This is a genomic window from Dorea sp. D27, from assembly GCF_001185345.1.
Taxonomy (GTDB): Bacteria; Bacillota; Clostridia; order Lachnospirales; family Lachnospiraceae; genus Extibacter.
The window spans coordinates 1150955-1175808 of record NZ_KQ236743.1; the positions used below are offsets into that span (position 1 = coordinate 1150955).

General features: G+C 49.0%; 19 protein-coding genes and 1 tRNA gene. 3 read left to right on the forward strand and 17 right to left on the reverse strand.

Annotated elements, in window-relative coordinates; translation table 11 throughout:
• The first annotated feature begins 153 nt into the window (after positions 1–153).
• Positions 154–2439, forward strand: a complete 2286-nt coding sequence (locus tag HMPREF0980_RS05435; protein WP_049728071.1) for a bifunctional diguanylate cyclase/phosphodiesterase — start codon at positions 154–156, stop codon at positions 2437–2439.
• Positions 2440–2505: 66 nt separating this feature from the next.
• On the opposite strand, the gene HMPREF0980_RS05440 is transcribed toward HMPREF0980_RS05435, so the two are convergent.
• The 8 genes from HMPREF0980_RS05440 to HMPREF0980_RS05475 form a co-directional block, all read right to left on the reverse strand.
• A complete protein-coding gene (locus HMPREF0980_RS05440) occupies positions 2506–3141 on the reverse strand; it encodes a CatB-related O-acetyltransferase (protein WP_049728072.1) in 636 nt (211 codons plus the stop codon).
• 140 nt (positions 3142–3281) lie between these two features.
• Positions 3282–4136 carry a collagen-like domain-containing protein gene (locus tag HMPREF0980_RS19655; RefSeq protein WP_049728073.1) on the reverse strand — a complete coding sequence of 285 codons (855 nt, stop codon included), beginning with the start codon at positions 4134–4136 and terminating at the stop codon, positions 3282–3284.
• Positions 4137–4265: 129 nt separating this feature from the next.
• Positions 4266–4348: transfer RNA gene (locus tag HMPREF0980_RS05450), tRNA-Leu, on the reverse strand.
• A 65-nt stretch (positions 4349–4413) separates the two neighbouring features.
• Positions 4414–5052: a hypothetical protein gene (locus HMPREF0980_RS05455; RefSeq protein ID WP_049728074.1), complete on the reverse strand. Its 639-nt coding sequence runs from the start codon at positions 5050–5052 to the stop codon at positions 4414–4416.
• A gap of 71 nt (positions 5053–5123) precedes the next feature.
• Positions 5124–6395: a diaminopimelate decarboxylase gene (locus tag HMPREF0980_RS05460; RefSeq protein WP_049728075.1), complete on the reverse strand. Its 1272-nt coding sequence runs from the start codon at positions 6393–6395 to the stop codon at positions 5124–5126.
• Positions 6392–7108, reverse strand: a complete 717-nt coding sequence (locus tag HMPREF0980_RS05465; RefSeq protein ID WP_049728076.1) for a TrmB family transcriptional regulator — start codon at positions 7106–7108, stop codon at positions 6392–6394. The genes HMPREF0980_RS05460 and HMPREF0980_RS05465 overlap by 4 nt, the downstream gene beginning before the upstream one ends.
• 123 nt (positions 7109–7231) lie before the next feature.
• The gene (gene pyk / locus HMPREF0980_RS05470; protein WP_049728077.1) at positions 7232–8668 is read right to left on the reverse strand and encodes a pyruvate kinase; all 1437 of its coding nucleotides are present in this window, start codon (positions 8666–8668) and stop codon (positions 7232–7234) included.
• 37 nt (positions 8669–8705) lie between these two features.
• A complete protein-coding gene (locus HMPREF0980_RS05475; protein WP_049728078.1) occupies positions 8706–9575 on the reverse strand; it encodes a hypothetical protein in 870 nt (289 codons plus the stop codon).
• A 223-nt stretch (positions 9576–9798) separates the two neighbouring features.
• Here HMPREF0980_RS05475 and HMPREF0980_RS05480 point away from each other — a divergent pair, with 223 nt between their 5' ends.
• Positions 9799–14040 (forward strand): 2-hydroxyacyl-CoA dehydratase, encoded by a 4242-nt coding sequence (locus HMPREF0980_RS05480; RefSeq protein WP_049728079.1) that lies wholly within the window; start codon positions 9799–9801, stop codon positions 14038–14040.
• Between the two features lie 105 nt (positions 14041–14145).
• Here the strand turns inward: HMPREF0980_RS05480 and gpmI are convergent, their stop codons facing one another.
• From gpmI to HMPREF0980_RS05525, 9 genes are all read right to left on the reverse strand, one after another.
• Positions 14146–15687, reverse strand: coding sequence for a 2,3-bisphosphoglycerate-independent phosphoglycerate mutase (gene gpmI / locus HMPREF0980_RS05485; RefSeq protein WP_049728080.1), 1542 nt, complete (start codon positions 15685–15687; stop codon positions 14146–14148).
• A gap of 189 nt (positions 15688–15876) precedes the next feature.
• A complete protein-coding gene (gene tpiA, locus HMPREF0980_RS05490) occupies positions 15877–16626 on the reverse strand; it encodes a triose-phosphate isomerase (protein WP_049728081.1) in 750 nt (249 codons plus the stop codon).
• Positions 16627–16667: 41 nt separating this feature from the next.
• Positions 16668–17861 (reverse strand): phosphoglycerate kinase, encoded by a 1194-nt coding sequence (locus HMPREF0980_RS05495; RefSeq protein ID WP_049728082.1) that lies wholly within the window; start codon positions 17859–17861, stop codon positions 16668–16670.
• 142 nt (positions 17862–18003) lie between these two features.
• Positions 18004–19017 carry a type I glyceraldehyde-3-phosphate dehydrogenase gene (gene gap, locus HMPREF0980_RS05500; RefSeq protein WP_049728083.1) on the reverse strand — a complete coding sequence of 338 codons (1014 nt, stop codon included), beginning with the start codon at positions 19015–19017 and terminating at the stop codon, positions 18004–18006.
• Between the two features lie 137 nt (positions 19018–19154).
• Positions 19155–19958 carry a histidinol-phosphatase HisJ family protein gene (locus HMPREF0980_RS05505; protein ID WP_049728084.1) on the reverse strand — a complete coding sequence of 268 codons (804 nt, stop codon included), beginning with the start codon at positions 19956–19958 and terminating at the stop codon, positions 19155–19157.
• Between the two features lie 7 nt (positions 19959–19965).
• A complete protein-coding gene (gene mnmA / locus HMPREF0980_RS05510; protein ID WP_049728085.1) occupies positions 19966–21051 on the reverse strand; it encodes a tRNA 2-thiouridine(34) synthase MnmA in 1086 nt (361 codons plus the stop codon).
• Positions 21052–21065: 14 nt separating this feature from the next.
• The gene (gene nifU / locus HMPREF0980_RS05515) at positions 21066–21509 is read right to left on the reverse strand and encodes a Fe-S cluster assembly scaffold protein NifU (protein ID WP_049728086.1); all 444 of its coding nucleotides are present in this window, start codon (positions 21507–21509) and stop codon (positions 21066–21068) included.
• A gap of 26 nt (positions 21510–21535) precedes the next feature.
• A complete protein-coding gene (gene nifS, locus HMPREF0980_RS05520; RefSeq protein WP_049728087.1) occupies positions 21536–22717 on the reverse strand; it encodes a cysteine desulfurase NifS in 1182 nt (393 codons plus the stop codon).
• A 21-nt stretch (positions 22718–22738) separates the two neighbouring features.
• Positions 22739–23197 (reverse strand): RrF2 family transcriptional regulator, encoded by a 459-nt coding sequence (locus HMPREF0980_RS05525; RefSeq protein ID WP_049728088.1) that lies wholly within the window; start codon positions 23195–23197, stop codon positions 22739–22741.
• 129 nt (positions 23198–23326) lie between these two features.
• Between HMPREF0980_RS05525 and HMPREF0980_RS05530 the strand changes: the two genes are divergently transcribed.
• Complete coding sequence (locus HMPREF0980_RS05530) at positions 23327–24664, forward strand: polysaccharide biosynthesis protein (RefSeq protein WP_049728089.1); 1338 nt, start codon at positions 23327–23329, stop codon at positions 24662–24664.
• Positions 24665–24854: the final 190 nt, after the last annotated feature.

Genomic DNA, 24854 nt, shown 5'->3' on the forward strand with positions numbered 1-24854 from the left:
TATTTCTTTCATCCATCTGATATGATCTTTTGCTCAAACAGCTTGTCACATTTCAAACAATCTTATATAATTTATATTGCAGGCATTTTCATGATACAATATTATGAAAGACAGGTTCGGAAAATAAAAAACCGTATATAAAGAAGGATATCTATGTTGAAGCAATTAAAGTCCCAGAGTCTAAGAAAGCAAATATCAGCTGCCGGTATGCTTGGCATCGTCATCGCAGTCGTCCTGTCCGTCATCAGTATCTTTTCCTATAAGAGTCTTAAGAATACGCAGGAGCAGGAAGCGAAACAATATTTGAACGAAGTCGTGTCCCAGTACAAGAACGCGATAGATATAAAAATTGACGGCAGCCTTCAGACACTGCGGGCACTGTCAACTTTTATTGAAAAAAGCGGGGATATAGGTCTGGCTCAGATATTGGAGCAGCTTCGGGCGGAAAGCAGTCAGAACGATTTCCTGCGGATGGGTTACATCCAGTCTGACGGCACGGGGTATTTCATAGATACTGACGGCGCGGAGCATTATGGTATCGATGTCGGAAATGAATCTTTCATACAGAAGACGCTCGCAGGGGAGGACACCGTATCTGATACCCTTACGGATATATTCTCAGGCGATACGGTAAACTGCTATAGTGTTCCTGTCTATCTGGACGGCGCCGTCACAGGTGCTTTGACTGCCACCACAAGCTCGACCGTGTTCTCATCCATCATTGAGCAGAAACTTTTCGGAGGAAACGCATACACACATATCATACGAAGCAACGGAGACTATGTCGTACGCTCTTCCCACGCTGTAATCCAGAAAGACATTAAAAATATCTTTGATGACGGGAATGTATCTCCTGAAGACAGGAAATATATTGAGCAGTCCGCAAAATCCGGGCAGAGCTCCTTCTCTACTTTTGAATACAGGAATCAAAAATACTGGACGACGATCCTACCAATCGGAATCAATGACTGGAATTTATTCTGTGTCGTTCCACAAGATTACCTGAGTGAAAATTTCAGTACGCTTATGACCGTCTTCCTTGTAATCATGATCTGCATTACCGCCCTTTTTTCTGTCCTCTTTTTGTATATCTATCATATTATCAAAAAAAGCAGAGAGGAGATAACAAGGCTTGCGTACACAGATGTCCTTACAGGTTCGGACAACCGCAACAAATTTATCCTCGACATGCAGCGGCTCTTTAACGACTCCAGAAATTATGCCATGGTGCTGCTGAATATAAACGGTTTTAAATTTGTCAATGAATTTTATGGCTACGATGCCGGCAACATGCTGCTGAGGCATATCGCCGCCGTGCTTGCTGCCAACATCGGCGAGCATGAGCTCTGCTACCGGGACAACGCAGACCAATTTGGCATGCTTCTGAAATGCCGCCGCCAGAAAGAGCTGGCCAAGCGGCTGAAGTTGATTCAGGAGCAGATTCATAAGTTCAGGCTGAGCCGGAACCAGGATTATCATATCCTCTGCAATTTCGGAGTAATGATTATCGATGAGAGCGAGAGCGGAAGGTCTGCAGTGAATACCGATTTTGATAGCGTAATGAACGGCGCGCTGCTTGCGCTTGAAAGCGTAAAGGGGAATGAGATGGATTCCATCGCCTTCTACGACAGGCATCTGCACGAAAAGGCCGCCAGAAGGACAGAAATAGAGAACCGGATGTGGAATGCGGTTGAAAATCATGAATTTATCATGTATCTCCAGCCAAAATTTTCGCTGAACACAGGGCTTCTGCACAGCGCAGAGGCACTTGTGCGCTGGCTGCCCGGTGACGGGAAGATGATATATCCCGATGAGTTCATTCCGGTATTTGAACAGAACGGGTTCATCACGAGGCTGGACATGTACATGTTGGAAGAAGCCTGCCGCCGCCTGGCGGACTGGGGCAAGATGGGATACCCCGCTGTGCCCATCGCGGTGAACCAGTCACGGATCTTTTTCTATGATGCGGAATACCTGAACAAGCTGGAAGAGATTGTCCGCTCCTACGCCGTCAATCCGGCGCTTATCATCTTGGAAGTGACGGAAACCGTTGCAATGAATAATCTGGAGCGGATCAAGACAGTCATCGCCAAACTTCACGCCATGGGCTTCAAGGTGTCCATGGACGACTTCGGAAGCGGCTACTCTTCCCTCAATACGCTGCGGGAACTGCATGTCGACGAGATTAAGCTGGACCGGGAATTTCTCTCTTTCCAGGCAGAATCCGGCCGGAACGAAGCCATCATACGCAATGTCATACATCTGGCAAAGGATCTGTCCGCCGCTACCGTGGCCGAGGGAATCGAGACGGAACAACAGCTTGAATTTTTGAAGTCGCTCTCCTGCGACATCGGACAGGGGTACTATTTTTCCAGACCGGTTCCGGCAGACGACTTCTTCCGGGCTGAAAAGAGCCGGAAGCAGGTACGGGGCTGTTAGATGAGACAACATCCCCTGCCTGATTCCGGCTCTTTTCATAGCAACGTCACATCGCCCGACGCAGCTTTACGAAACTTTCATTTCTTCTATACAGCCTGACTGTATTGCGCTGATCTTAGCCTCTATTTTTTCCTTCGGCCAGTCCCACCACCTGATTTCTAGCAAGTCATGGATCGTCTCCTCGGAAAACCGCTTCCTGATAGGTCTTGCCGGCACGCCTCCGACTATCGTATACGGCGGCACATCTTTTGTCACGAGCGAACGTGTACCGATGATTGCCCCGTCTCCTATGGTGACGCCTGCAAGAATCACAGCCTCATATCCAATCCATACGTCATTGCCTACCATGATATCCCCTTTGTTGTCCCAGGAACGGGAAACGTCCCTGCGGTCAAGTCCCCATTCTTCGAAGAAAAGGGGGAACGGATACGTGGACAATGAATGCATGCTGTGGTTCGCGCTGTTGAACAAAAATCTTGCACCACACGCGATGGAACAAAATTTCCCGATTACAAGCTTATCTTCGTTGATAGGATAATGGTATAATACATTGTTCTTCTCGAACAGAACCGGGTCATTTACAAAATCATTATACATCGTGTAGCTGCCGACGTTTATGTTCGGATTGGTGATTACGTTCTCTAAATATACGGTATCTTTATCCCCCGTACGTGGATAGATGAGTTTTTCTGGAATAGCCATCTGATTAACCCTCCTGTATGCTTATTCTGCCATTTCAACTATTCCAGCCATTACAATGCAACGTTTCATAGAAAACACTCCTCCGTCTTAGTATAAGGATATTATACGCCGTATTGCCCCGAAACTCAATATGGAAGCTGTTACCTGATCTTCCAGCCGCTCCAGTTTGTACCGTCCCATCGGTTTGTCGCCAGCCCGTTATCCCGGCCAAAGAGGATTATCGTAATCTGGTCGCTCGTACGCCTCAGCACGATTCCAAGTGTATATTTGTAATACTTGTTCGGCACGTTCGTCGTATATTCCCCGGATGACACGAGGGAAAGCATATGCTGCGTCTTCAATGCTTCTGCCAGGATATCATTTGACGGCTTCAGATAGGAACTGATATTTAGCACAGCACCGTCCAAGATACTGCTTACGGCCTGCAGGTCTTCATGAAGCTTCTTCCCCTGCCTCGCATCCAGCGCAAACCCTTCTTCGTCCGTATCCAGATTGTCGGCTATATTTACCGGACCTGCAGGACCCTCATCTCCTTTGTCTCCTTTCGGACCGGCAGGCCCTGCATCTCCCCTGTCTCCTTTCGGGCCCTGTGGACCGGCGGCACCTATGTCGCCTTTTGGTCCGGTAGCCCCGGTTGGACCCTGTGGACCTGCAGGGCCGGTATCTCCTTTCGGTCCGGTTGCACCCTGTGGGCCCGTGGCTCCCGTCGGACCCTGTGGGCCCGTCAATCCTTGTGGACCTGTAGCACCTTGCGGCCCTGTGGCTCCTGTCAGTCCCTGTGGGCCTCTTGGACCCTCGTCTCCTTTGTCGCCCTTCGGGCCAGTTGCCGATACTCCAGTGTCCACATCTCCTATGTACCAGCTGCCATTTTCACCGATGTGCGGCGTGATACCGTCATCCCCTCTTGCCTTGACCCCCGTATCATAATTGTTGATAAACCAGTTGCCATTTTCACCGATGTAAATTTCCGGTATAAAGTTTACGTTTCCTTCCATGTTGTGTACCTCCTTTTTTTGATAGCTGCATCTTAACAACTTGCAGCGGGACATGGAGGGACACTTTAAAATTTAATGCAAAAAAACACCGGAAACCGTTGGAATTCGGTTCCGGTGTTCTTCGTCGGCTGCGGATGGTGGGACTTGAACCCACACGAGGTCGCCCCCGCAAGATTTTGAGTCTTGTGCGTCTGCCATTCCGCCACATCCGCTCATCCCGGCCTTCTCAAGCCGAGATTTATTGTATCATATTGTTCTGATATTTACAACAATTATTTTATAAAAGTGACGCATTATCCAATGCTGTCAAATCTTCGTCTGGTATATAGTATACACCTTCCTTATCCGGCTTAACATGGATTGTAACGATCTGCTCGTCCCCATATGCAGGGTTGGCTATCTTTTCCGCCAGAATATCGTACATTTTTCCATATACCATTTCATTGATTTTGTCTTCGGCAGGAATCTCCGCCGCGTCTGCCAGTTCAGACTGAACCGCGCTCAGGACTTCGTCGTCAAGTCCCTCAAATGCTGTCAGCGGTTTTATCTTAACATCGATGGTAAAGGAATCATCGTCCGCTTCTTTGGCATCGCCAAGCTTATAGTCCACCTGTTTTCCGATGTCGAGAAATAAATTTCTGTAGTTTTCAACCATCTCCTCTGATAATGTCGACTTATCAATACCGGCTTCCGTAAGCAGCTCGTCCAGGTTGCCTTCATACAGTTCTTTCGCTTCTTTTTCGGTAGCGTCCGTCTGCTTGATATACTCTTTAAATTCTCCTTTATACTGTGCATCGAGTACGGACTGCGCATATGCTTTTGCGTCCTCTTTGGACATTCCTCCGCAGCCGCTCAGCATTACCATGGCTAGAACGAGCACCAGTGCAAGCAGGCTTATTTTCTTTGTTTTTTTCATAGTTACCCTCCTACATAAAGTATTAATGTATCCATTATATATCAGGCCCATGGAAAAAGCAAATTTTACCATTAATCCAGCAGTTTTTTACCGATATCAAAGCAGTCAAACGTTGCAAAGTAATCTGCCGGTGTCTCAGCCCGTCTTATGAGCTGCGTGCTGCCGTCTTTCTTCAGCAGCAGCTCCGCTGATTTCAGCTTGCCGTTATAATTGTATCCCATCGAGGAGCCGTGCGCCCCTGTGTCATGGATGACGAGGAGATCTCCCATCTCTATCTTGGGAAGCATACGGTCAATCGCGAATTTATCGTTGTTCTCGCAGAGGGAGCCGACGATATCATACTTATGGTCACACGGACAGTCTTCCTTCCCCATTACGGTAACATGATGGTATGCCCCGTACATTGCCGGGCGCATGAGATTTACGGCACAGGCATCTACACCGATATATTCTTTGTGGGTGTGCTTTTCATGGATTGCTTCGGTCACTAGACATCCGTAAGGCCCGAGCATAAAACGGCCAAGCTCCGTATAGATCTCCACATCCCCCATACCCGCGGGAACGAGGATTTCCTCAAATACGCGTCGTACGCCGTCACCGATGATTCTTATATCGTTCGGCTCCTGATCGGGCGTATAAGGAATGCCAATTCCTCCTGAAAGATTGATGAATTTTATATGTACTCCCGTTTCCTTCTGCAGCCTGACCGCCTCTTCAAATAATATCTTGGCAAGCATCGGATAGTATTCGTTCGTTACCGTGTTGCTGGCAAGAAACGCATGGATGCCAAATTCTCGAGCGCCTTTGGCTTTCAGAATCTTGAAAGCTTCAAACAGCTGCTCTGTTGTCATGCCGTATTTGGAATCGCCCGGATTATCCATGATATCGTTGCTGATCTTGAACAGGCCGCCCGGATTATAACGGCAGCTTATCGTCTCAGGAATATAACCAATCGTCTCTTCCAGAAAATCAATATGTGTGATATCATCCAGGTTGATGACTGCACCTAGCTTTTCCGCATATACGAACTCTTCCGCAGGCGTATCATTTGAGGAGAACATGATGTCATCCCCGGTAATCCCGACTGCCTCCGACAGCATAAGCTCTGTATAGGAAGAGCAATCGCAGCCACAGCCATATTCCCGCAGTATGTCGATGAGAAACGGGTTAGGTGTCGCTTTTACGGCAAAATATTCTTTATATCCTTTATTCCATGAAAATGCATCCCGGAGCGCCTCCATATTCCTGCGTATCCCCTGCTCATCGTACAGATGGAAAGGAGTCGGATACTCTTTTATGATTTCGTCCAGCTGCTCTTTTTTTACAAATGTCTCTTTTTTCATGATTCTTTATTCTCCTCCCGTAGCGCAAGTAATTTTATCTCATTTCCTAATGCCCTCTTATACAGCTCTACAAAGTTCTTCTGCCCGGAATACAGGCACGTGTTCATGCTGCCCTCCCCGTACTCTCCCGTGAGCACATATTTCGAATCCGTAATCAGCCCTATCTGCATCCCTCTGTCCTCTCCCATGTATACTTTCACATTGGCAAGATGGACCGGCCGGTCCGTGATAATGACGACCTTCTTTCGCGCCGCGACAAGATCTTCCAGCTCACGTACGAAAAGAAGCAGGTAATTCCGCGTACATGAGATGTACACTCTGTTCTCCGCCTGTCCGAGCAGGTTTTTCATCTTGTCCAGTATATGGCGGGCTCCTTCTATCGTAATATATCCTTCTGCGCTGCTCTTTTCATTAGGGAGATGAGAGATAAGCCAGTTTCTCGATTCCTCCAGCATCCTTATATGATTTTTACAGAACTCTCTGAGCGGTACCGGCACATACTTCCTCGTTGTACCTTCTTCCACCAGATAAGCTCCTCCTTTTTCCGTAAGGCTTGCAAGAGAATTATAAGCATTGGATCTGGATATGCCAATTAACTTGGCAACCTCATACCCCGTCGTCTTCCCCTCTCCCAGAAGGCATTGGTATATGGCCGCTTCCTGCCTCGTCAGTCCAAATTCCAGCAGACGTTCAACAAATGTCGTACTTTCCATCTTTTTGTCCTTCTCTTTCTTCTAGTAGTTCTCCATGGGAACACTATATTACAATCCCAGCCACCTGTCAATAACAAAACCGTACAATAATAGAAAAAAGCACGGTCATACCGTGCCATTCTCCTAATCTACCACTGCTATTCTCATCATATTGCTGACGCCTTCTTTTGAGCGCTTGATATTCGGGGACGGTATGCCTGCCGTCAATACGATAATGTCCCCCGGTTCCACCACCTGCTTAGCGCTGATCAGCTCGATAGCACCGGTCAGTATATCTTCAGTCGTATTGAACTCGATTGATTTGTACGGTCTTACCCCCCAGTATATCTGCATCCTTCTCAGCGTCGCTTCGTTCGGTGTCACGCCGATGATATCTGCCTTCGGCTTGAACTTGGAGACTACCCTTGCCGTAGCCCCGGAGACAGAAGGCGTTACGATACATTTGGCGCCGAGATTATCTGCCGCTGCTACGGATGCATAGCCGATAGCACTGGAGATCCCTTTTCTCTTATGTTCTGCCGCCTTTTCCAGAATCACCTCATAGTCAAGATGCTCTTCTGTATTTTCCACAATGTGCACCATCATCTGGAGCGCCTCCAGCGGATATTTCCCCTGTGCAGTCTCTCCGGAGAGCATCACGGCGTCCGTACCGTCATAGACCGCATTTGCGACATCAGTCACCTCTGCTCTTGTGGGGCGGGGATTACGAATCATTGAATCCAGCATCTGCGTGGCAGTGATAACCGGTTTATAGTAGTCATTACACTTCTGGATGAGCATCTTCTGAAGATAAGGCACTTCTTCGGCCGGTATCTCTACGCCAAGGTCACCTCTGGCCACCATGACGCCGTCCGCGCACCGTATAATCTCTTCTATATTTTTGATACCCTCCGCGTTTTCTATCTTAGCGATAATCGGAATATAAGGCGAGCCGCATTCCTTGAGCCACGCTCTGATTTCCAGTATGCACTCTGCATTCCTGACAAAGGATGCAGCGATAAAGTCAACTTCCTGTTCAACCCCGAACTTCAGATCTTCTTTATCCTTTTCCGTAATTGCCGGAAGGCGTATCGGTACGTTCGGTACATTGACACCTTTACGTTCCCCAAGCTCCCCGCCGTTATCGACAGTACAAATAATGTCTGTATCTGTCTTTTCACGTACGGTCAGCTCTATGAGCCCGTCGTCAATCAGAATCTTCTTCCCAATCTGCACATCCTCCACAAGACCTCCGTATGTAATCGAGACCCTTGTCTTATCCCCTTCTATTTCCTTCGTCGTCAGCACAAATTTATCGCCCGCGTCCAGACTGACCTTTTTGCCGCCTTTCAATACTCCTGTACGGATTTCAGGCCCTTTCGTGTCAAGCAGGATGGCAACTGGTTTCTTCTCTTCTTCCCGGATCTTCTTAAGCATATCCATTCTGGACTTCTGCTCTTCATGGTCTCCGTGGGAGAAATTGAACCTTGCTATATCCATGCCATTCTGGACAAGCCTCCTCATCAGCCCTGCGTCATTCGTATTTGGTCCCATCGTACAGATGATTTTCGTTTTCTTCATAGTCATATAACCTCTTATATATTCTCTCTTTCCTTACTTATTTTACATGCGTGTGTGTAAACAGATGATCCTGGCAGTATTCGTAATTGCCGTTGCATTTGGAGCAGTATCTGAATTCCAGGTTCGGGTCGTCAAGTTCTGTCCGGCCGCAGACCGCGCATTTGTGCCGGGCTCCATTTTCATATACATTGTCCGGCCGTTTCGCCTGCTGAACCTTTTTATAAAATTCCTTCTTCCGTTTCACCTGCTTTGGCGAATATGGCCTCATATTCCTGGAACCGAAGAAAAATATCGCGAAATTCAGGATGGAAACAGCCGCCGCAAGGGCATTCGCCTTATAGAAGATGCCGTACAAGCCTCCGCCGTAAGCGGGCAGGAACGCCTGTATAATCGCCCAGATGAAGAAAGCCCCGTCAAGCCAGGCAAGCCACTTCACCTTCACCGGTATGACAAAAAACACGAGCAGCTGTACGTCTGGATACAGCGCGGCAAATGCAAAGAACAAGGACAGGTTCAGATACCCGGTATTCAGGGTAAGCGTCACCCCTGTTATCAGGTATACTAGAATCGCAGCAATTACGTGGAACAGTAAACCTGCAAAAAAATACAGGTTAAACCGGAATGCTCCCCATGCCATCTCAAGCTGTTTCCCTATCATGTAATACAGATACAGGAAAAGTACGGCAAACAGAATGCTGGTTGATGGCGGCTGGATGATGAAGGTTACAATTCTCCAGACCTGTCCGTGAAGGATTGCCCCGGCATTCAGGCTCAGATATTGAGAATAGAACTGAGGATTCAAAAGATTCAGCACAAAACCGGCTCCATATAAGATAATAATATAATACATCAGGTTCGGAATGGCATATCTGCCGAATTTCCGTTCAAGTTTATTCAACCAATTCATATATTTGCTCCCTGCTTTCATATGTTAGACACTGTAGACATTCTACCGTTTCACACTCTGTTTGTCAATTTATACCTATGAAGTTTAACAGCAATTTTATAAATCTATTACATTTGCGAATTGTCTTTTCGCTTTTTTTGTCGTATAATGTTACAAGTTGTAAATAGCTAACTACATTTAATAAGAAGCAATACATATTTTTCCAGTATAAGGAGTACATATCATGAGTCATAGAGAATTATATACATTGGGTATTGATATTGGCTCTACGACGGTCAAAATCGCCGTTTTAGATGACAATAGCGACGTCGTCTTTTCAGACTACGAAAGACACTTTGCCAATATCCAGGAAACCCTCACCGACCTGCTTGGCAGGGCGGTCTATAAGCTAGGACCTATACAGGTGTCGCCGGTCATCACCGGCTCCGGCGGACTGACACTTGCCAAGCACCTTGGCGTTCCTTTCGTCCAGGAGGTAATTGCCGTATCGACCTCCCTTCAGGATTATGCTCCGCAGACAGACGTAGCTATAGAGCTCGGCGGGGAAGATGCCAAGATCATCTATTTTGAAAACGGCAATGTGGAACAGCGCATGAACGGCGTATGTGCCGGCGGTACAGGTTCTTTTATCGACCAGATGGCCTCTCTGCTGCAGACAGACGCTTCCGGCCTCAACGAATACGCCAGAAATTATAAAGCCCTGTATTCCATCGCGGCCCGCTGCGGCGTATTTGCCAAATCTGACATACAGCCTCTCATCAACGAAGGTGCCTCCAAAGAAGATCTGGCTGCTTCCATCTTCCAGGCCGTGGTAAACCAGACAATCAGTGGACTGGCGTGCGGCAAGCCAATCCGCGGACATGTCGCTTTTCTGGGAGGCCCCCTCCATTTCCTGTCCGAGTTAAAGGAAGCGTTCGTCCGCACGCTGAAGCTGGACGACGAACACACGATTGCACCAAAGCATTCTCATCTTTTTGCAGCTATCGGTTCTGCCCTGAATTCCAAAAAGGACCTGGATATTCCAATCCAGGAGATGCAGAATCGGCTGGCCGGAAAGATAAAGATGGAATTTGAGGTTGATCGCATGGAGCCTCTGTTTTCCAGCGAGACAGACTATACGGAGTTCAAAGAACGCCATGATAAGCATCAGGTACCGGTGAAAGACCTTGCCACATATAAGGGCAAAGCATTCCTTGGCATTGACGCCGGATCGACGACGACCAAAGCGGCTCTTGTGGGAGAAGACGGTACTTTGCTGTACTCTTTCTACCACAATAACGAAGGGGACCCGCTCGGTACGACAATCTATGCAATCAAAGACATCTACCGCCAGCTTCCGGAAGAGGTAGAGATTGTACATTCCTGCTCAACCGGATATGGGGAAGCACTGATCAAGGCAGCTCTTCTTCTGGATGAGGGGGAGGTGGAAACAGTGGCCCATTATTATGCCGCTTCCTTCTTCGAACCGGATGTCGACTGTATCCTGGACATCGGCGGCCAGGATATGAAATGTATCAAAATTAAAAACCAGACTGTGGACAGCGTGCAGCTCAATGAAGCATGCTCTTCCGGCTGTGGTTCCTTTATAGAAACATTTGCAAAATCATTGAATTATACGGTTGAAGATTTTGCACATGAAGCGCTTTTTGCCAGAAATCCCATCGACCTTGGTACCCGTTGCACCGTATTTATGAATTCCAAGGTAAAGCAGGCGCAGAAGGAAGGAGCTGAAGTAGCCGACATCTCCGCCGGTCTTGCCTATTCGGTAATCAAGAACGCTCTTTTCAAAGTCATCAAAGTGTCCAGTGCCGCAGAACTCGGGCGCCATATCGTCGTCCAAGGCGGTACGTTCTATAACAACGCCGTTCTGAGAAGCTTTGAGAAGATAGCCGGCTGCCAGGCCATACGTCCCGATATTGCAGGTATTATGGGGGCTTTCGGTGCAGCGCTCATCGCAAGGGAGCGTTATATCGGCTGTGAAGGCACTACCATGCTCTCTATCGAAGACATCAAGGCATTGGAATACAGGACAACCATGACGAAGTGCAAAGGCTGTACGAACAGCTGCCGCCTCACGATCAACCATTTCAGCGGCGGACGCAGATTCATCACAGGTAACCGCTGTGAACGTGGTCTTGGCAAGGAGAAGAATGAAAACAAGCTGCCGAACCTGTTCGATTATAAGGCCAGGCGTTATTTTGACTACACGCCGCTCAGTGATGAGGAGGCCGTACGTGGAACTGTCGGGATTCCCCGTGTCCTGAACATGTACGAAAACTACCCGTTCTGGTTTACCTTTTTTACAAAGCTTGGATTCCGGGTCGTGCTGACGCCAGCCTCTACCCGGAAGATATATGAGCTTGGTATCGAATCGATTCCAAGCGAATCTGAGTGCTATCCGGCAAAGCTGGCACACGGACATATACAATGGCTCATAAACGAGGGGATTGAACATATCTTCTACCCCTCTATCCCTTATGAGCGCAACGAGTTCTCAGATGCCAACAACCACTATAACTGCCCAATTGTAACTTCCTACCCGGAAAACATCAAAAACAATATCGACGCTATCGCCAATGAGGAAGTGGATTTCATGCACCCGTTTATATCCTTCGCCAATGAAGACACGCTGTCCCGGCGCCTGACGGATGAGCTCGCCTCTAAGTTCCTCATACTAAAGGAGGATATCAAGGCTGCCGTTCATGAGGCGTGGAAAGAGCTGGAAGCCTGCAGGGAGGACATGAGACGTAAAGGCGAAGAGACGCTTAAGTTCCTCGAGGAAACGGGCAACCGGGGAATCGTTCTTGCAGGGCGTCCTTACCACATCGATCCGGAAGTCAACCATGGGCTGCCGGAGCTCATTAATTCCTACAATATCGCCGTACTTACGGAAGATGCCATCTCACATCTGAAGCAGGTGGAACGTCCCCTGAACGTCATGGACCAGTGGATGTACCATTCAAGGCTGTATGCCGCGGCAAACTACGTAAAGACGGTAGATAATCTGGACCTGATACAGCTCAACTCATTCGGCTGCGGGCTGGATGCTGTTACGACGGATCAGGTGGCCGATATACTGACAGACTCAGACAAGATATATACTTCACTTAAGATTGATGAAGTCAATAATCTAGGAGCCGCCAGAATCCGCGTACGTTCGCTTCTTGCAGCCATCCGTGTAAGAGAGCAGCGAAACACGAAACGCAGCGTCTCTTCCTCTGCTATAGAGAAAGTGCCGTTCACGAAAGAGATGCGCAAGGACTACACGATACTTTGTCCGCAGATGTCTCCGATGCATTTTGAGCTGCTGGAACCTGCTTTCCGCGCATCCGGGTATCATGTAGATGTGCTGCCGAACGACAACAAGCAGGCGGTCGATGTAGGGTTGAAATATGTCAATAACGATGCATGTTATCCTTCTCTGATGGTGGTAGGGCAGATTATGGAAGCCATTCTGTCCGGAAAATACGACACCGGAAAGCTGGCGGTCATCATCAGCCAGACAGGCGGAGGATGCCGTGCTTCCAACTATATCGGATTTATCCGAAGGGCGCTGAAGAAAGCGGGGTACTCTCACATACCGGTCATCTCCATCAATCTGAGCGGCCTGGAGGGCAATCCAGGGTTCAAGATTACGCCCGCTCTGGCGCTGCGCGGCGTATATGCCGCCATATTCGGGGATATCTTCATGAAGTGCGTGTACCGGCTGCGTCCCTATGAGGCTGTTCCCGGTTCTGTAAATGAAATGCACAGGAAATGGGTGAAGGAATGTGCCAGATTCGTATCTGAGGGATATCCTTCCAGACGAAAGTTCAAGAAACTGTGCCGGGAGATAGTCGAGGATTTCGACACTAATATACAGTTGCTGGACGTAAAGAAGCCAAGGGTCGGCGTCGTCGGCGAGATTCTCGTCAAGTTTCTTCCGGCTGCCAACAACCATCTCGTCGAACTTCTGGAAAGTGAAGGTGCAGAGGCCGTCGTACCCGATCTGCTTGACTTCCTGCTCTACTGTTTCTACAATCAGAACTTCAAGGTGTCGCATCTTGGATTCAAAAAATCGAAGGCGACGTTCGGCAACCTCGGCATCAAAGTGCTGGAATGGTTCCGCGCTCCTGCTACAGAAGCTTTTAAAGCAAGCCGGCATTTTGATCCTCCGGCGCGTATTGAAGATCTTGGCCGTATGGCGTCCGAAATCGTCTCCCTCGGAAACCAGACGGGAGAAGGCTGGTTCCTCACCGGCGAGATGCTGGAGCTGATCCACAGCGGCGCCTCCAACATCGTATGTACGCAGCCGTTCGCCTGCCTTCCAAACCATGTCGTGGGCAAAGGCGTCATAAAAGAGCTGAGAAGGCGCTATCCGAAGTCCAATGTCGTAGCGATTGACTTCGACCCCGGCGCGAGCGAGGTCAACCAGTTGAACCGTATCAAGCTCATGCTGTCAACCGCCAATAAGAATATGGAATGATGCAAAATAGACGGGCAGGCCGAAGGTACATATCTGCATGTACCTTCGGCCTGCCCGTCTACATAAGAATAAAAACCAGGATTCTGCTTTTATTTTGGAAGTCAATTATCCCTTTACAATCAGAGACTTGCCTGACATCTCTTCAGGCTGTTCCATTCCCATCAACTCGATAAGCGTAGGGGCGATATCCGCAAGGCATCCGCCTTCTCTCAGCTTATACGCCGGGTCGGCATTCACAAGGATGAACGGGACCGGATTTGTCGTATGTGCCGTAAAAGGCTCTCCTGTCTTATCATCTATCAGCTGCTCCGCATTGCCATGGTCGGCACAGAGGAACATCTGCCCGTCTACTTCCTCCAGTGCCGCCACTGCTCTGCCCACACATTCGTCTACTGCTTCGATTGCCTTGATTGCGGCAGCTTCGACTCCTGTGTGTCCTACCATGTCGGGATTGGCAAAGTTGATGATGATAACGTCGTATCTGTCAGACTTGATGGCTTCGACAAGCTTATCGCATACTTCATATGCACTCATCTCCGGTTTCAAGTCATACGTAGCCACTTTCGGAGACTTCACGAGTATTCTGTCTTCTCCATCATTCGGCTCTTCTACGCCTCCGTTAAAGAAGAATGTGACATGCGCGTACTTTTCCGTCTCAGCGATACGGGCCTGCGTCTTTCCATTTGCTGCCAGAAATTCTCCAAATGTATTCGTAATCTCATCTTTTACGAAAGCGACCAGCTTATTTTCAATCGTCACATCATATTCTGTAAAGCACACGAACGTCGTCTTAATGCGCCCTCCTCTGTCAAATCCTTCAAATTTGTCATCGCAGAACGTTCTCGTAATCTCTCTGGCACGGTCCGGACGGAAATTGAAGAAGATGATGGAATCACCATCCTTCACAGTTGCCACGGGTGCGCCGTCCTTCACCACGACCGTGGGTAGGACGAACTCGTCTGTCGTATCTTTATCGTAGGAAGCCTGGATGCCTTCCGGTCCGTCTGGCGCAGTTTCACCCCTGCCTTCGGCCATAGCCTCATATGCCTTCTCTACACGCTCCCAACGGTTATCCCTGTCCATAGCGTAGTAGCGCCCCATTACAGTGGCAACTTCGCCGACGCCAATCTCTTTCATCTTTGCAACGAGTTCCTCCACATAGCCTTTTCCAGATGCCGGCGGCGTGTCACGGCCGTCGAGGAAACAATGTACATATACTTTTTTGATTCCTTGTCTCTTTGCCAGTTCCAGCAGCCCATATATATGTTCATTGTGGCTGTGGACACCACCGTCCGACACAAGGCCCATCATATGAAGAGAAGAGTTGTTCTTCTTCACATTTTCACAAGCTGCCAGAAGTGCCTCATTCTCAAAGAAATCTCCATCCTGAATCGCTTTCGTAATCTTCGTAAGATCCTGATATACGATGCGTCCCGCACCCATATTCAGATGCCCGACTTCAGAATTTCCCATCTGCCCGTCCGGAAGCCCGACAGCCATTCCGCTTGCATAGCCTTTTACAAACGGGCACTCCGCCATAAGCCTATCCATAATAGGAGTCCTGCCCTCTTCCACGGCATTTCCCTTTTTGCTGTCGTTTAGCCCATATCCGTCAAGAATCATCAATACTGTTGGTTTTTTACTCATAATTCATCTCCTACTATTTACTCTTTTCCAAAATTTAATTTTACATGATATCCTGCTATCTTTCAAGGCGTCCCTTCCACTTTATAACGTTTGGCACGCAGTATCCCTCAGGAGCCACTGGCATGCCGCGTTATGCCGCCGGGAAAGGAAAAGCCGCAGGAATCTGCTTCCTGCGGCTCCCGCTGTCACTTATTTATAATTGACTATTTTTCCGAAATCAGCCTTCAGGGAAGCCCCTCCTACAAGGCCGCCGTCGATGTCTGCCTGTGCAAACAGCTCCGGTGCCGTGGCAGCATTTACAGAACCTCCGTACTGGATGCGGACGGCCTCTGCCGTAGCTTCGTCATAAATCTCAGCGATACATGCCCGAATACCTGCGCATACTTCCTGTGCCTGCTCTGTCGTGGCTGTCTTTCCAGTGCCGATAGCCCAGATTGGCTCATAAGCGATAACTGCCGTCTTTGCCTGATCTGCAGTGACACCCATGAAACCGACCTTAACCTGCTGGCGGATGAAATCCATCGTAACACCCTGCTCCCTCTGCTCAAGCGTCTCCCCACAGCACATGATCGGAGTGATCCCATGCTCGAATGCCTTCAGCATCTTCTTATTGACAGTCTCGCTCGTCTCTGCAAAATACTCTCTTCTCTCAGAATGTCCGAGGACTACGTATGTTACACCTGCGTCCGTGAGCATAGCAGGAGCGATTTCACCTGTGTAGGCACCGCTCTCTTCAAAGTACATATTTTCAGCGCCTACCTGGATGTTCGTCCCTTTGCACGCCTCTACGACAGGGATGATATCAATCGCGGGGACGCAGAACACTACGTCCACATCTTCGTTTGCCACGAGCGGCTTTAATTCTTCCACGAGCGCGACTGCCTCGCTCGGTGTCTTGTTCATCTTCCAGTTTCCAGCTATAATCTTTCTTCTTGCCATCTTTTTCTCTCCTATTTCATAAATTTGATCTGCTAAAGCATTTATTTATCGTTAGCTGCGGCTACGCCCGGCAGCTCCTTGCCCTCCAGGAATTCGAGCGAAGCTCCGCCGCCTGTTGATATATGGGACATCTTATCTCCGTACCCAAGCTGGTTTACCGCAGCCGCGGAATCTCCGCCCCCGATAATCGTCGTGGCGTCTGTGTCCGCGAGGGCCTTTGCAACCTCCTCTGTACCTTTTGCAAAGTTCGGCATCTCAAAGCAACCCATCGGTCCGTTCCATACAACGGTCTTTGCATCTTTTACCGCTTCCGAAAACATAGCGGCTGTCTCAGGACCTATGTCAAGCCCTTCCCAGTCTGCCGGAATCTCTCCCGCCTTTACCACCTTAGAATTTGCATCGTTGGAAAAATCATCCGCGATAACCGTATCTACAGGAAGAAGCAGCTTGACGCCTTTTTCTTTTGCTTTATCCAACATTTCCAGCGCGTAGCTGCAGTAATCTTCTTCAAGCAGTGATTTGCCGACGCTGCCGCCTTGTGCCTTGCTGAATGTATAGGACATGCCGCCTCCGATAATCAGGGTATCCACCTTGTCCAGCAGATTTTCGATGACGGATATCTTGCTGGATACTTTTGCGCCGCCCAGAATGGCGACAAATGGCCTCTCAGGATTGTTTACTGCATTTCCGAGGAAGTCTATCTCCTTCTGCATGAGATAGCCTACGACAGCCGTGTCGACGAACCGGGTGACTCCTACATTAGAACAGTGTGCCCTGTGCGCGGTTCCGAACGCATCATTGACAAACACATCGCACAGTGACGCAAGATCCTTGGAGAATGCCTCACCGTTCTTCGTCTCCTCTGCCCGGTAGCGTGTATTTTCAAGCAGTATGATGTCGCCGTCCTTCATCTCTGCAACGGTGGCTTTCGCATTCGGCCCTACCACTTCCGGGTCAGCGGCAAACTTTACTTCCTGTCCAAGCAGCTCGCTCAGGCGCTGAGCGACCGGGGCAAGAGAAAGAGAAGGAACCGCTTCCCCCTTCGGCTTGCCTAGATGGGAACACAAGATTACCCTGCCGCCGTCCGCAACAAGCTTCTTGATAGTCGGCAGCGCCGCCACAAGACGGTTCTCATCCGTTATCTTGCCGTCGATAAGCGGCACGTTAAAATCACATCTGACAAGTACCTTTTTTCCTTTTACATTGATATCATCCACAGATTTTTTATTAAGCATTTGATGGCCTCCTTTTCATAGGGGTCAGACCCCTTTTGGGCATAGGGGTCTGACCCCTATGAAAATTCCCTCTATATTCTGATAATTTAAAAGGAATCCGGCCCAATATAGACCGGACCCCTTTGTGAGTCTTAAAGCAGATTTATGCTAATTCAGAGAAGTATTTGATTGTTCTTACCATCTGGCTCGTATAAGAATTCTCATTGTCGTACCAGGATACGACCTGTACTTCTGTTGTTCCATTATCTAAAGGCAGTACCATTGTCTGGGTAGCATCAAACAGTGAACCATATCTCATGCCGATAACGTCAGTGGATACGATTTCGTCTGTGTTATATCCGAAGGATTCTGTAGCTGCTGCTTTCATCGCTGCATTTACATCGTCAACCGTAACTGTTCCGTCTACAACTGCTGTCAGGATAGTCGTAGATCCTGTAGGTGTTGGAACACGCTGTGCAGAACCGATCAGCTTGCCGTTCAGTTCAGGAATGACAAGGCCGATAGCCTTTGCAGCGCCTGTGCTGTTCGGAACGATATTCAGAGCAGCCGCGCGGGATCTTCTGAGATCGCCTTTTCTCTGAGGTCCGTCAAGTGTCATCTGGTCGCCTGTGTAAGCATGAATCGTGCACATGATACCTGATTTGATCTTCGCGAGGTCGTTCAGTGCCTTTGCCATCGGTGCAAGGCAGTTGGTCGTACAGGAAGCAGCGGAGATAACTGTATCTTCCGGTTTCAGAATGTCGTGGTTTACATTATATACGATAGTTGGCAGGTCGTTTCCAGCCGGTGCTGAGATAACGACTTTTCTTGCGCCTGCTTTTACATGTGCAGATGCTTTTTCTTTTGATGTATAGAATCCAGTACATTCAAGAACAACGTCCACGCCGATTTCTCCCCATGGAAGTTCTTCGGCATTCGCTTTAGCGTAAATCTTGATTTCTTTGCCATCTACGATGATAGAGTCATCGGTAGATTCTACCTTGTCAGCCAAAGCATATTTTCCCTGTGAAGAGTCATATTTTAACAAGTGAGCTAACATTTTGGGAGATGTCAAGTCATTGATTGCAACTACTTCATACCCTTCTGCTCCGAACATCTGTCTGAATGCAAGACGTCCAATACGCCCGAATCCATTAATCGCTACTTTTACTGCCATGATTAATTCCTCCTAAAGTTTGTTTGTTAACTGTTACACAGCCTTTATTTTTGAAACTCCTTAACATCGTTAAAGAATCATCAACCGTTTATAATTGTACTAAATTTGATACAAAAATTCAAGGGCTTTTACCATTTTTATGGAAGTTGCTTAAAAACAGGCTTCCTGCCGGAAAATTCTGTATAATATGTGAAGCCGCATGACTTCAGGATATCTCCCGCCTTTTGGAAATCATACGCGATGTGTTGCGGGCAGTGTCCGTCTGCCCCGACGGTGACCATCTCACCGCCAAGTTCGCGGTAACGCCTCAGCACATCCGGATGCGGATGGGCGAATGGAAGCCCGTATTTGAGGCCCGCCGTATTCAGTTCCAGCCCTTTACCGCCGGCTATGAGCGTCCGGAGTATCTCATCGATGATGTCCGCAAATGCATGATATACATAGGCCTTCTCCCTGCCTGCCCCGTAGCGGACTACATAGTCGAGATGTCCAAGCACATCATAATCCTTACAGGAACGGATATCCTTCAGTATCTCCTCAAATGCAATCCTGTATGCCTCTTCGTCTGTCCTGCCCTCAAAAAGCTTCCCTGTCGCAGGATCCGCCGCATCGACGCAGTGTACGGATCCAATCACGAAGTCGAAAGGATAGCTGGCTGTAAGTTCCCTGTAATAGTCCCCCAGATACGGGCGCAGGCCGAGTTCCACGCCGATGCGGATATCGATCCTGCCCTCGTACTTTTCCTGAAGAGGACGCAGCACCTTAAAATATTCTTCCGGGTCGAAGATGCTCTCTTCTCCCCATTCCATCTCGTCTTTATCGAAATGGTCGGTGAAGCAAATCATCTCAAGACCTTTGTCTATCGCCCCGAGGATCATCTCCTCAGGCGCCGCCTTAGAATCGTGTGAAAATGATGTATGCATGTGCACATCTGCTCTCATATTCTTCCTATTCATCTCCTATAATTGTTCCCCCGCCAAGGACATATTCTCCGTCATAGAGTACAATCGCCTGTCCGGGAGTGATGGCCCGCTGCGGCTCTTCAAAAGTACAGACTATCTCGTCAGGACCTGTCATTTCTACCGTGCACCAGGCGCCTCTGTGGTTATACCGGATTTTGGCCCACACCCTCTTTTTCTCCGACAGCTCCCCGACAGACATGAAGTTCACCTTGTCCGCCCTCACACGTCTGGACATAGATTCTTCATTGCTCCCAACCACGACTTCATTCGTCCCAGGCCGTATCTCCAGAACAAAGACCGGATGCCCGAGGGACAGTCCCAGACCTTTCCTCTGCCCTACCGTATAGTGTATGATTCCTTTATGTTTACCGACTATGGTGCCGTCTGCAGTAACGAAGTTACCCGGAAGCATGCCCGTTCCGGTCTCTTTTTCTATGAACGAGGCATAATCTCCATCCGGAACAAAGCAGATGTCCTGGCTGTCCGGCTTGTCTGCCACCGCAAGGCCAAGGCCGCAGGCAATCGTTCTAATCTCTTCTTTTTCATACATGCCGACAGGCATAAGCGTACGCTTAAGCTGCTCCTGTGTCAGGTTATAGAGCGCATATGTCTGGTCTTTTGCCGCTGTGGCCGATACTTTCAGCCCATATCTTCCGTTTGGAAGCTGGTCGATTCTCGCATAGTGGCCGGTTGCGATATAATCTGCCCCGATATCTATACTTCTTTTAAGGAGAGATTCCCACTTCACATACCGGTTGCAGGCAATACAAGGATTAGGTGTACGTCCATGTGTGTACTCCTCCACAAAATAGTCGATGACATGCTCTTTAAATTCCTGCCTGAAATTCATTACATAGTACGGAATTTCCAGGCGGGCCGCCACTCTTCTCGCATCCTCTACAGCACTCAGCCCGCAGCAGCCTCCGTTTTCTTCCTGTACCGCGCGCTCCTCGTCCTGCCATATCTGCATCGTGACACCAATGACATCGTAGCCCTGCTCCTTCAGAAGATAAGCGGCGACGGAAGAATCTACGCCGCCGGACATCCCTACGACAACTTTTTTATTTTCCATCCTGCCACCTTCGCTTAATATGCTTCTTCTTCCTCTTCTTCGTCCTCATGGATATCTGATTTCGGCTTTTCCAGTCCTTCTATCTTGATACCATTTTTTTCGGCGTAATCCCAGAGTGCGGCGTGGATCGCCTCTTCCGCAAGCAGAGAGCAGTGTACCTTTACCGGCGGCAGTCCGTCCAGCGCTTCCATGACAGCTTTGTTCGTCACCTTCAGCGCCTCTTCTATCGTCTTGCCTTTGACCAGTTCTGTTGCCATACTGCTTGTGGCGACAGCCGCGCCACAGCCAAAAGTCTTGAATTTCACATCACGGATAATATGGCTATCATCTATATCAAGATACATCCTCATGATATCACCGCATTTTGCATTTCCTACCGTTCCGACACCGCTTGCGCCGTCTATCTCGCCTACGTTGCGCGGATTCTGGAAATGGTCCATTACTTTTTCTGAATACATATCTGTCTTCCTCCTTGTTCGTACGTTTAAGAATTTTTCTTTACAAAGTCTTCATAGAGTGGGGACATCTTCCTGAGATGCTCCACGATTTCCTTTAAATGGTCAACGACATAATCGATATCTTCCTTAGACGTCTCATCACTTAACGTCAGCCTCAGCGAGCCGTGTGCGATCTCATGAGGCAGGCCGATTGCAAGCAGTACGTGGGACGGATCGAGGGAACCTGACGTACAGGCGGAACCGCTCGACGCGCAGATGCCTTTCATATCGAGCATAATCAGCAGGGACTCTCCCTCGATGAAGCGGAAACTAAAATTAGCATTGTTCGGGAGACGTTTCTTCCTGTGCCCGTTCAGTCTGCAGTACGGAATCTCCTTTTCCACGCGCTCAATCATATAGTCTCTCAGGGCACTTTCTTTTTTACTGCGTTCTGACATCGTCCTCATCGCGCGTTCTACCGCGGAACCGAGACCTACGATACCTGGAACATTTTCCGTTCCCGCGCGTCTCTTCCTCTCCTGGCCCCCGCCATGGACGAAGGAACGAATCTTAACGCCTGTACGTATATACAGGAAACCGATTCCCTTAGGTCCGTTCAGCTTGTGTCCGCTGGCACTCAGCATATCTATATGGCACTCGTCGACATCGACAGGTATCTGTCCAAATGCCTGAACCGCGTCTGTGTGGAACAGTATGCCGTGTTCATGGGCGATCTTGCCAATTTCTTTCACCGGCTGGACCGTCCCTATCTCATTATTGGCATACATGACTGATATAAGGATAGTATCCGGACGAATTGCACTTTTCAGCTCATCCAGCCTGACGATACCCTCTTCATCCACATCGAGATATGTTACGTCAAATCCTTTGCTCTGGAGATACTCTCCGGTGTGAAGAATGGCATGGTGCTCTATCTTCGTCGTAATAATATGTTTTCCCTTGTCCGCATATGCTTCCGCTGTCGCTTTCAGCGCCCAGTTATCCGCCTCCGAACCTCCTGCCGTAAAGTAGATTTCATTGCTCTTGGCGCCAAGCGCGGCTGCGATGATATCCCTCTGTGCCGTTATGACTTCTTTATTTGCCGAGGCAAATCCGTACACGCTAGATGGATTTCCGAACTTCTCTGAAAAATAAGGAAGCATCGCCTCCACAACCTCTGGCGCCGTCTTTGTCGTCGCGGCATTGTCCAAATATATAAATTGTCCCATATCTTCTTCCTCCTTAAGTTTTTATTTATTGCACTGGGGATTGGCACATTCTCCTTGTGGATTGACACGCCTGCTCTCCAGAACCAATTCATCCAATTTGATTTGATCCACCGTCCGGTTGATGTTGTCATTGATCTTCTGCCATACGTATTTCGTCACGCAGCCGTCTGACGCCATACACCCGTCTTCAGTGTAGAATGCAGCACATTTCACCGGCTCAAGGCTTCCTTCCAGTGCACGCAGCACATCACCGACTGATATATCTTCCATATCCCGCGCCAGCACATAGCCCCCTCCGGCACCCCGAATGCTTTTTACAAGTCCCGCTTTCTTCATCAGGCCGACGAGCTGCTCAAGGTATCGCTCTGATATCTCCTGCCTCGCCGCTATGCTGCTGATAGAGACAGGCTCTGTCTCCGCATATCTGGCCAGATCTATGATTGCCCGCAGGCCATATCTCCCCTTCGTTGAAAGCTTCATGCTATCACCTTCTTCTTTAATTCCTAGTATTTTACTGGGATTTATCTTTCTGTAGAATAACACTTTTAATTCTGTTCTGTCAAGCATATATCCTGAATATCTTATAACGATATCCTATAGGAGTTAATTATGTCCAGAAAACGTGCCATTATCAAAGGAACTTTCATCCTTACCCTTACCGGTTTTGCCACCAGGTTCATGGGCTTTTTTTACCGGATTTTTCTGAGCCATACTTTCGGCGAAGAAGGCGTCGGGCTCTATCAGCTCATTTTCCCCATCTATGCCCTCTGCTTTTCACTTACTTCCGCCGGAATTGAAATAGCCTTATCCCGCTGTGTTGCCAAGCGCACTACGCTTGGTCAGGAAAAAGAAGCCAGAGAATTATTGTATACGAGCATCGTATTTACTGTCATAATTTCATGCATCACTACACTGCTGCTGCAGAAATACGCATGGTTCATCTCATCGGCCTTCCTGAAGGACGACCGGTGCGCCGAGCTGCTCGTCATCCTGTCCTATGCATTTCCTTTCGCCGCGATCCACAGCTGTATCTGCGGCTACTATTTTGGTCTGAAGATGACGGGAGTGCCTGCCACGTCACAGCTCATCGAACAGGTGGCCAGAATCACGTCCGTATATCTCATCTACGTATTCGGCCAGAAAAATGGTGTCACCTTCGGCATATCCATCGCAGTGGCCGGGCTGATAGCCGGGGAAGTCATCTCCTCCCTCTTCTGCCTGAAGGCTGTCACGGGAAAATCCATGTCGTTGAGGAAGATACGGCCCGCCCTGCCCTCTTTCGGCCGGAATATGAGAGAGCTTCTCTTCCTGTCCATCCCGCTCACCGGAAGCCGGGTACTCCTCAACGTCCTGCAAAGCGTGGAAGCTATCTCGATTCCGCTGCGGCTGCAGGCATATGGGATGACGAATAAAGCAGCACTTAGTACATATGGCGTACTGACCGGAATGGCACTTCCCTGCATCTTGTTCCCTTCCGCCATTACCAATTCCATCTCCACCATGCTACTTCCGACTGTCGCAGAGATACAGGCTCTTGATAACCAGAGGGAGATGTCCGCCATTATCAAGAAAGTCGTGTCCTGCTGCGTGCTGCTCGGCAGCGGCTGCTGCGCCCTTCTGCTGCTGACCGGCAGCTGGATCGGTTCCTTCCTGTTCCACAGCCCCGCGGCCGGTAGCTTCATCGTCACCCTCGCATGGATATGCCCATTCCTCTACACAGACAACACCCTTATCAGCATCATCAACGGTATCGGCAAAACGACTCTCTCCTTTGTCATCAACGCTGTCGGCCTGCTCATCCGTATCGGCAGCGTACTCCTCCTGATCCCGGTATATGGAATCCGGGGCTATCTGTGGGGACTGCTGGCAAGCCAGCTCTGCATCTTCCTGTTCTGCATCTTCTACCTGTATTATTATCTGGCAGTTCGCAGGAAAAAGTGTGTTTGAGTAAAGTGGCTGCGGGTGTGGAACCGGATGGCATCTGCTCCGATGCGTACGAGGCTGCGACTATTTCACGTATCCCTAACCCTCCGGAATGCGCGCCGATAGCAGCTTGCATCCCGCAGGATAAGGGCTGCGGAAAGGATTCTCCGCCTCTTCCGCTTACACCTGCGCATCTCCCACCCGGCTCTCAGAC

What these genes read in the sequence shown, in the direction of transcription:
- HMPREF0980_RS05435 (WP_049728071.1), top strand. Translation starts at nt 154, where the DNA reads ATGTTGAAGCAATTAAAGTCCCAGAGTCTAAGAAAGCAAATATCAGCT.
- HMPREF0980_RS05440 (WP_049728072.1), bottom strand. Translation starts at nt 3,141, where the DNA reads ATGGCTATTCCAGAAAAACTCATCTATCCACGTACGGGGGATAAAGAT.
- HMPREF0980_RS19655 (WP_049728073.1), bottom strand. Translation starts at nt 4,136, where the DNA reads ATGGAAGGAAACGTAAACTTTATACCGGAAATTTACATCGGTGAAAAT.
- HMPREF0980_RS05455 (WP_049728074.1), bottom strand. Translation starts at nt 5,052, where the DNA reads ATGAAAAAAACAAAGAAAATAAGCCTGCTTGCACTGGTGCTCGTTCTA.
- HMPREF0980_RS05460 (WP_049728075.1), bottom strand. Translation starts at nt 6,395, where the DNA reads ATGAAAAAAGAGACATTTGTAAAAAAAGAGCAGCTGGACGAAATCATA.
- HMPREF0980_RS05465 (WP_049728076.1), bottom strand. Translation starts at nt 7,108, where the DNA reads ATGGAAAGTACGACATTTGTTGAACGTCTGCTGGAATTTGGACTGACG.
- pyk (WP_049728077.1), bottom strand. Translation starts at nt 8,668, where the DNA reads ATGAAGAAAACGAAAATCATCTGTACGATGGGACCAAATACGAATGAC.
- HMPREF0980_RS05475 (WP_049728078.1), bottom strand. Translation starts at nt 9,575, where the DNA reads ATGAATTGGTTGAATAAACTTGAACGGAAATTCGGCAGATATGCCATT.
- HMPREF0980_RS05480 (WP_049728079.1), top strand. Translation starts at nt 9,799, where the DNA reads ATGAGTCATAGAGAATTATATACATTGGGTATTGATATTGGCTCTACG.
- gpmI (WP_049728080.1), bottom strand. Translation starts at nt 15,687, where the DNA reads ATGAGTAAAAAACCAACAGTATTGATGATTCTTGACGGATATGGGCTA.
- tpiA (WP_049728081.1), bottom strand. Translation starts at nt 16,626, where the DNA reads ATGGCAAGAAGAAAGATTATAGCTGGAAACTGGAAGATGAACAAGACA.
- HMPREF0980_RS05495 (WP_049728082.1), bottom strand. Translation starts at nt 17,861, where the DNA reads ATGCTTAATAAAAAATCTGTGGATGATATCAATGTAAAAGGAAAAAAG.
- gap (WP_049728083.1), bottom strand. Translation starts at nt 19,017, where the DNA reads ATGGCAGTAAAAGTAGCGATTAATGGATTCGGGCGTATTGGACGTCTT.
- HMPREF0980_RS05505 (WP_049728084.1), bottom strand. Translation starts at nt 19,958, where the DNA reads ATGAGAGCAGATGTGCACATGCATACATCATTTTCACACGATTCTAAG.
- mnmA (WP_049728085.1), bottom strand. Translation starts at nt 21,051, where the DNA reads ATGGAAAATAAAAAAGTTGTCGTAGGGATGTCCGGCGGCGTAGATTCT.
- nifU (WP_049728086.1), bottom strand. Translation starts at nt 21,509, where the DNA reads ATGTATTCAGAAAAAGTAATGGACCATTTCCAGAATCCGCGCAACGTA.
- nifS (WP_049728087.1), bottom strand. Translation starts at nt 22,717, where the DNA reads ATGGGACAATTTATATATTTGGACAATGCCGCGACGACAAAGACGGCG.
- HMPREF0980_RS05525 (WP_049728088.1), bottom strand. Translation starts at nt 23,197, where the DNA reads ATGAAGCTTTCAACGAAGGGGAGATATGGCCTGCGGGCAATCATAGAT.
- HMPREF0980_RS05530 (WP_049728089.1), top strand. Translation starts at nt 23,327, where the DNA reads ATGTCCAGAAAACGTGCCATTATCAAAGGAACTTTCATCCTTACCCTT.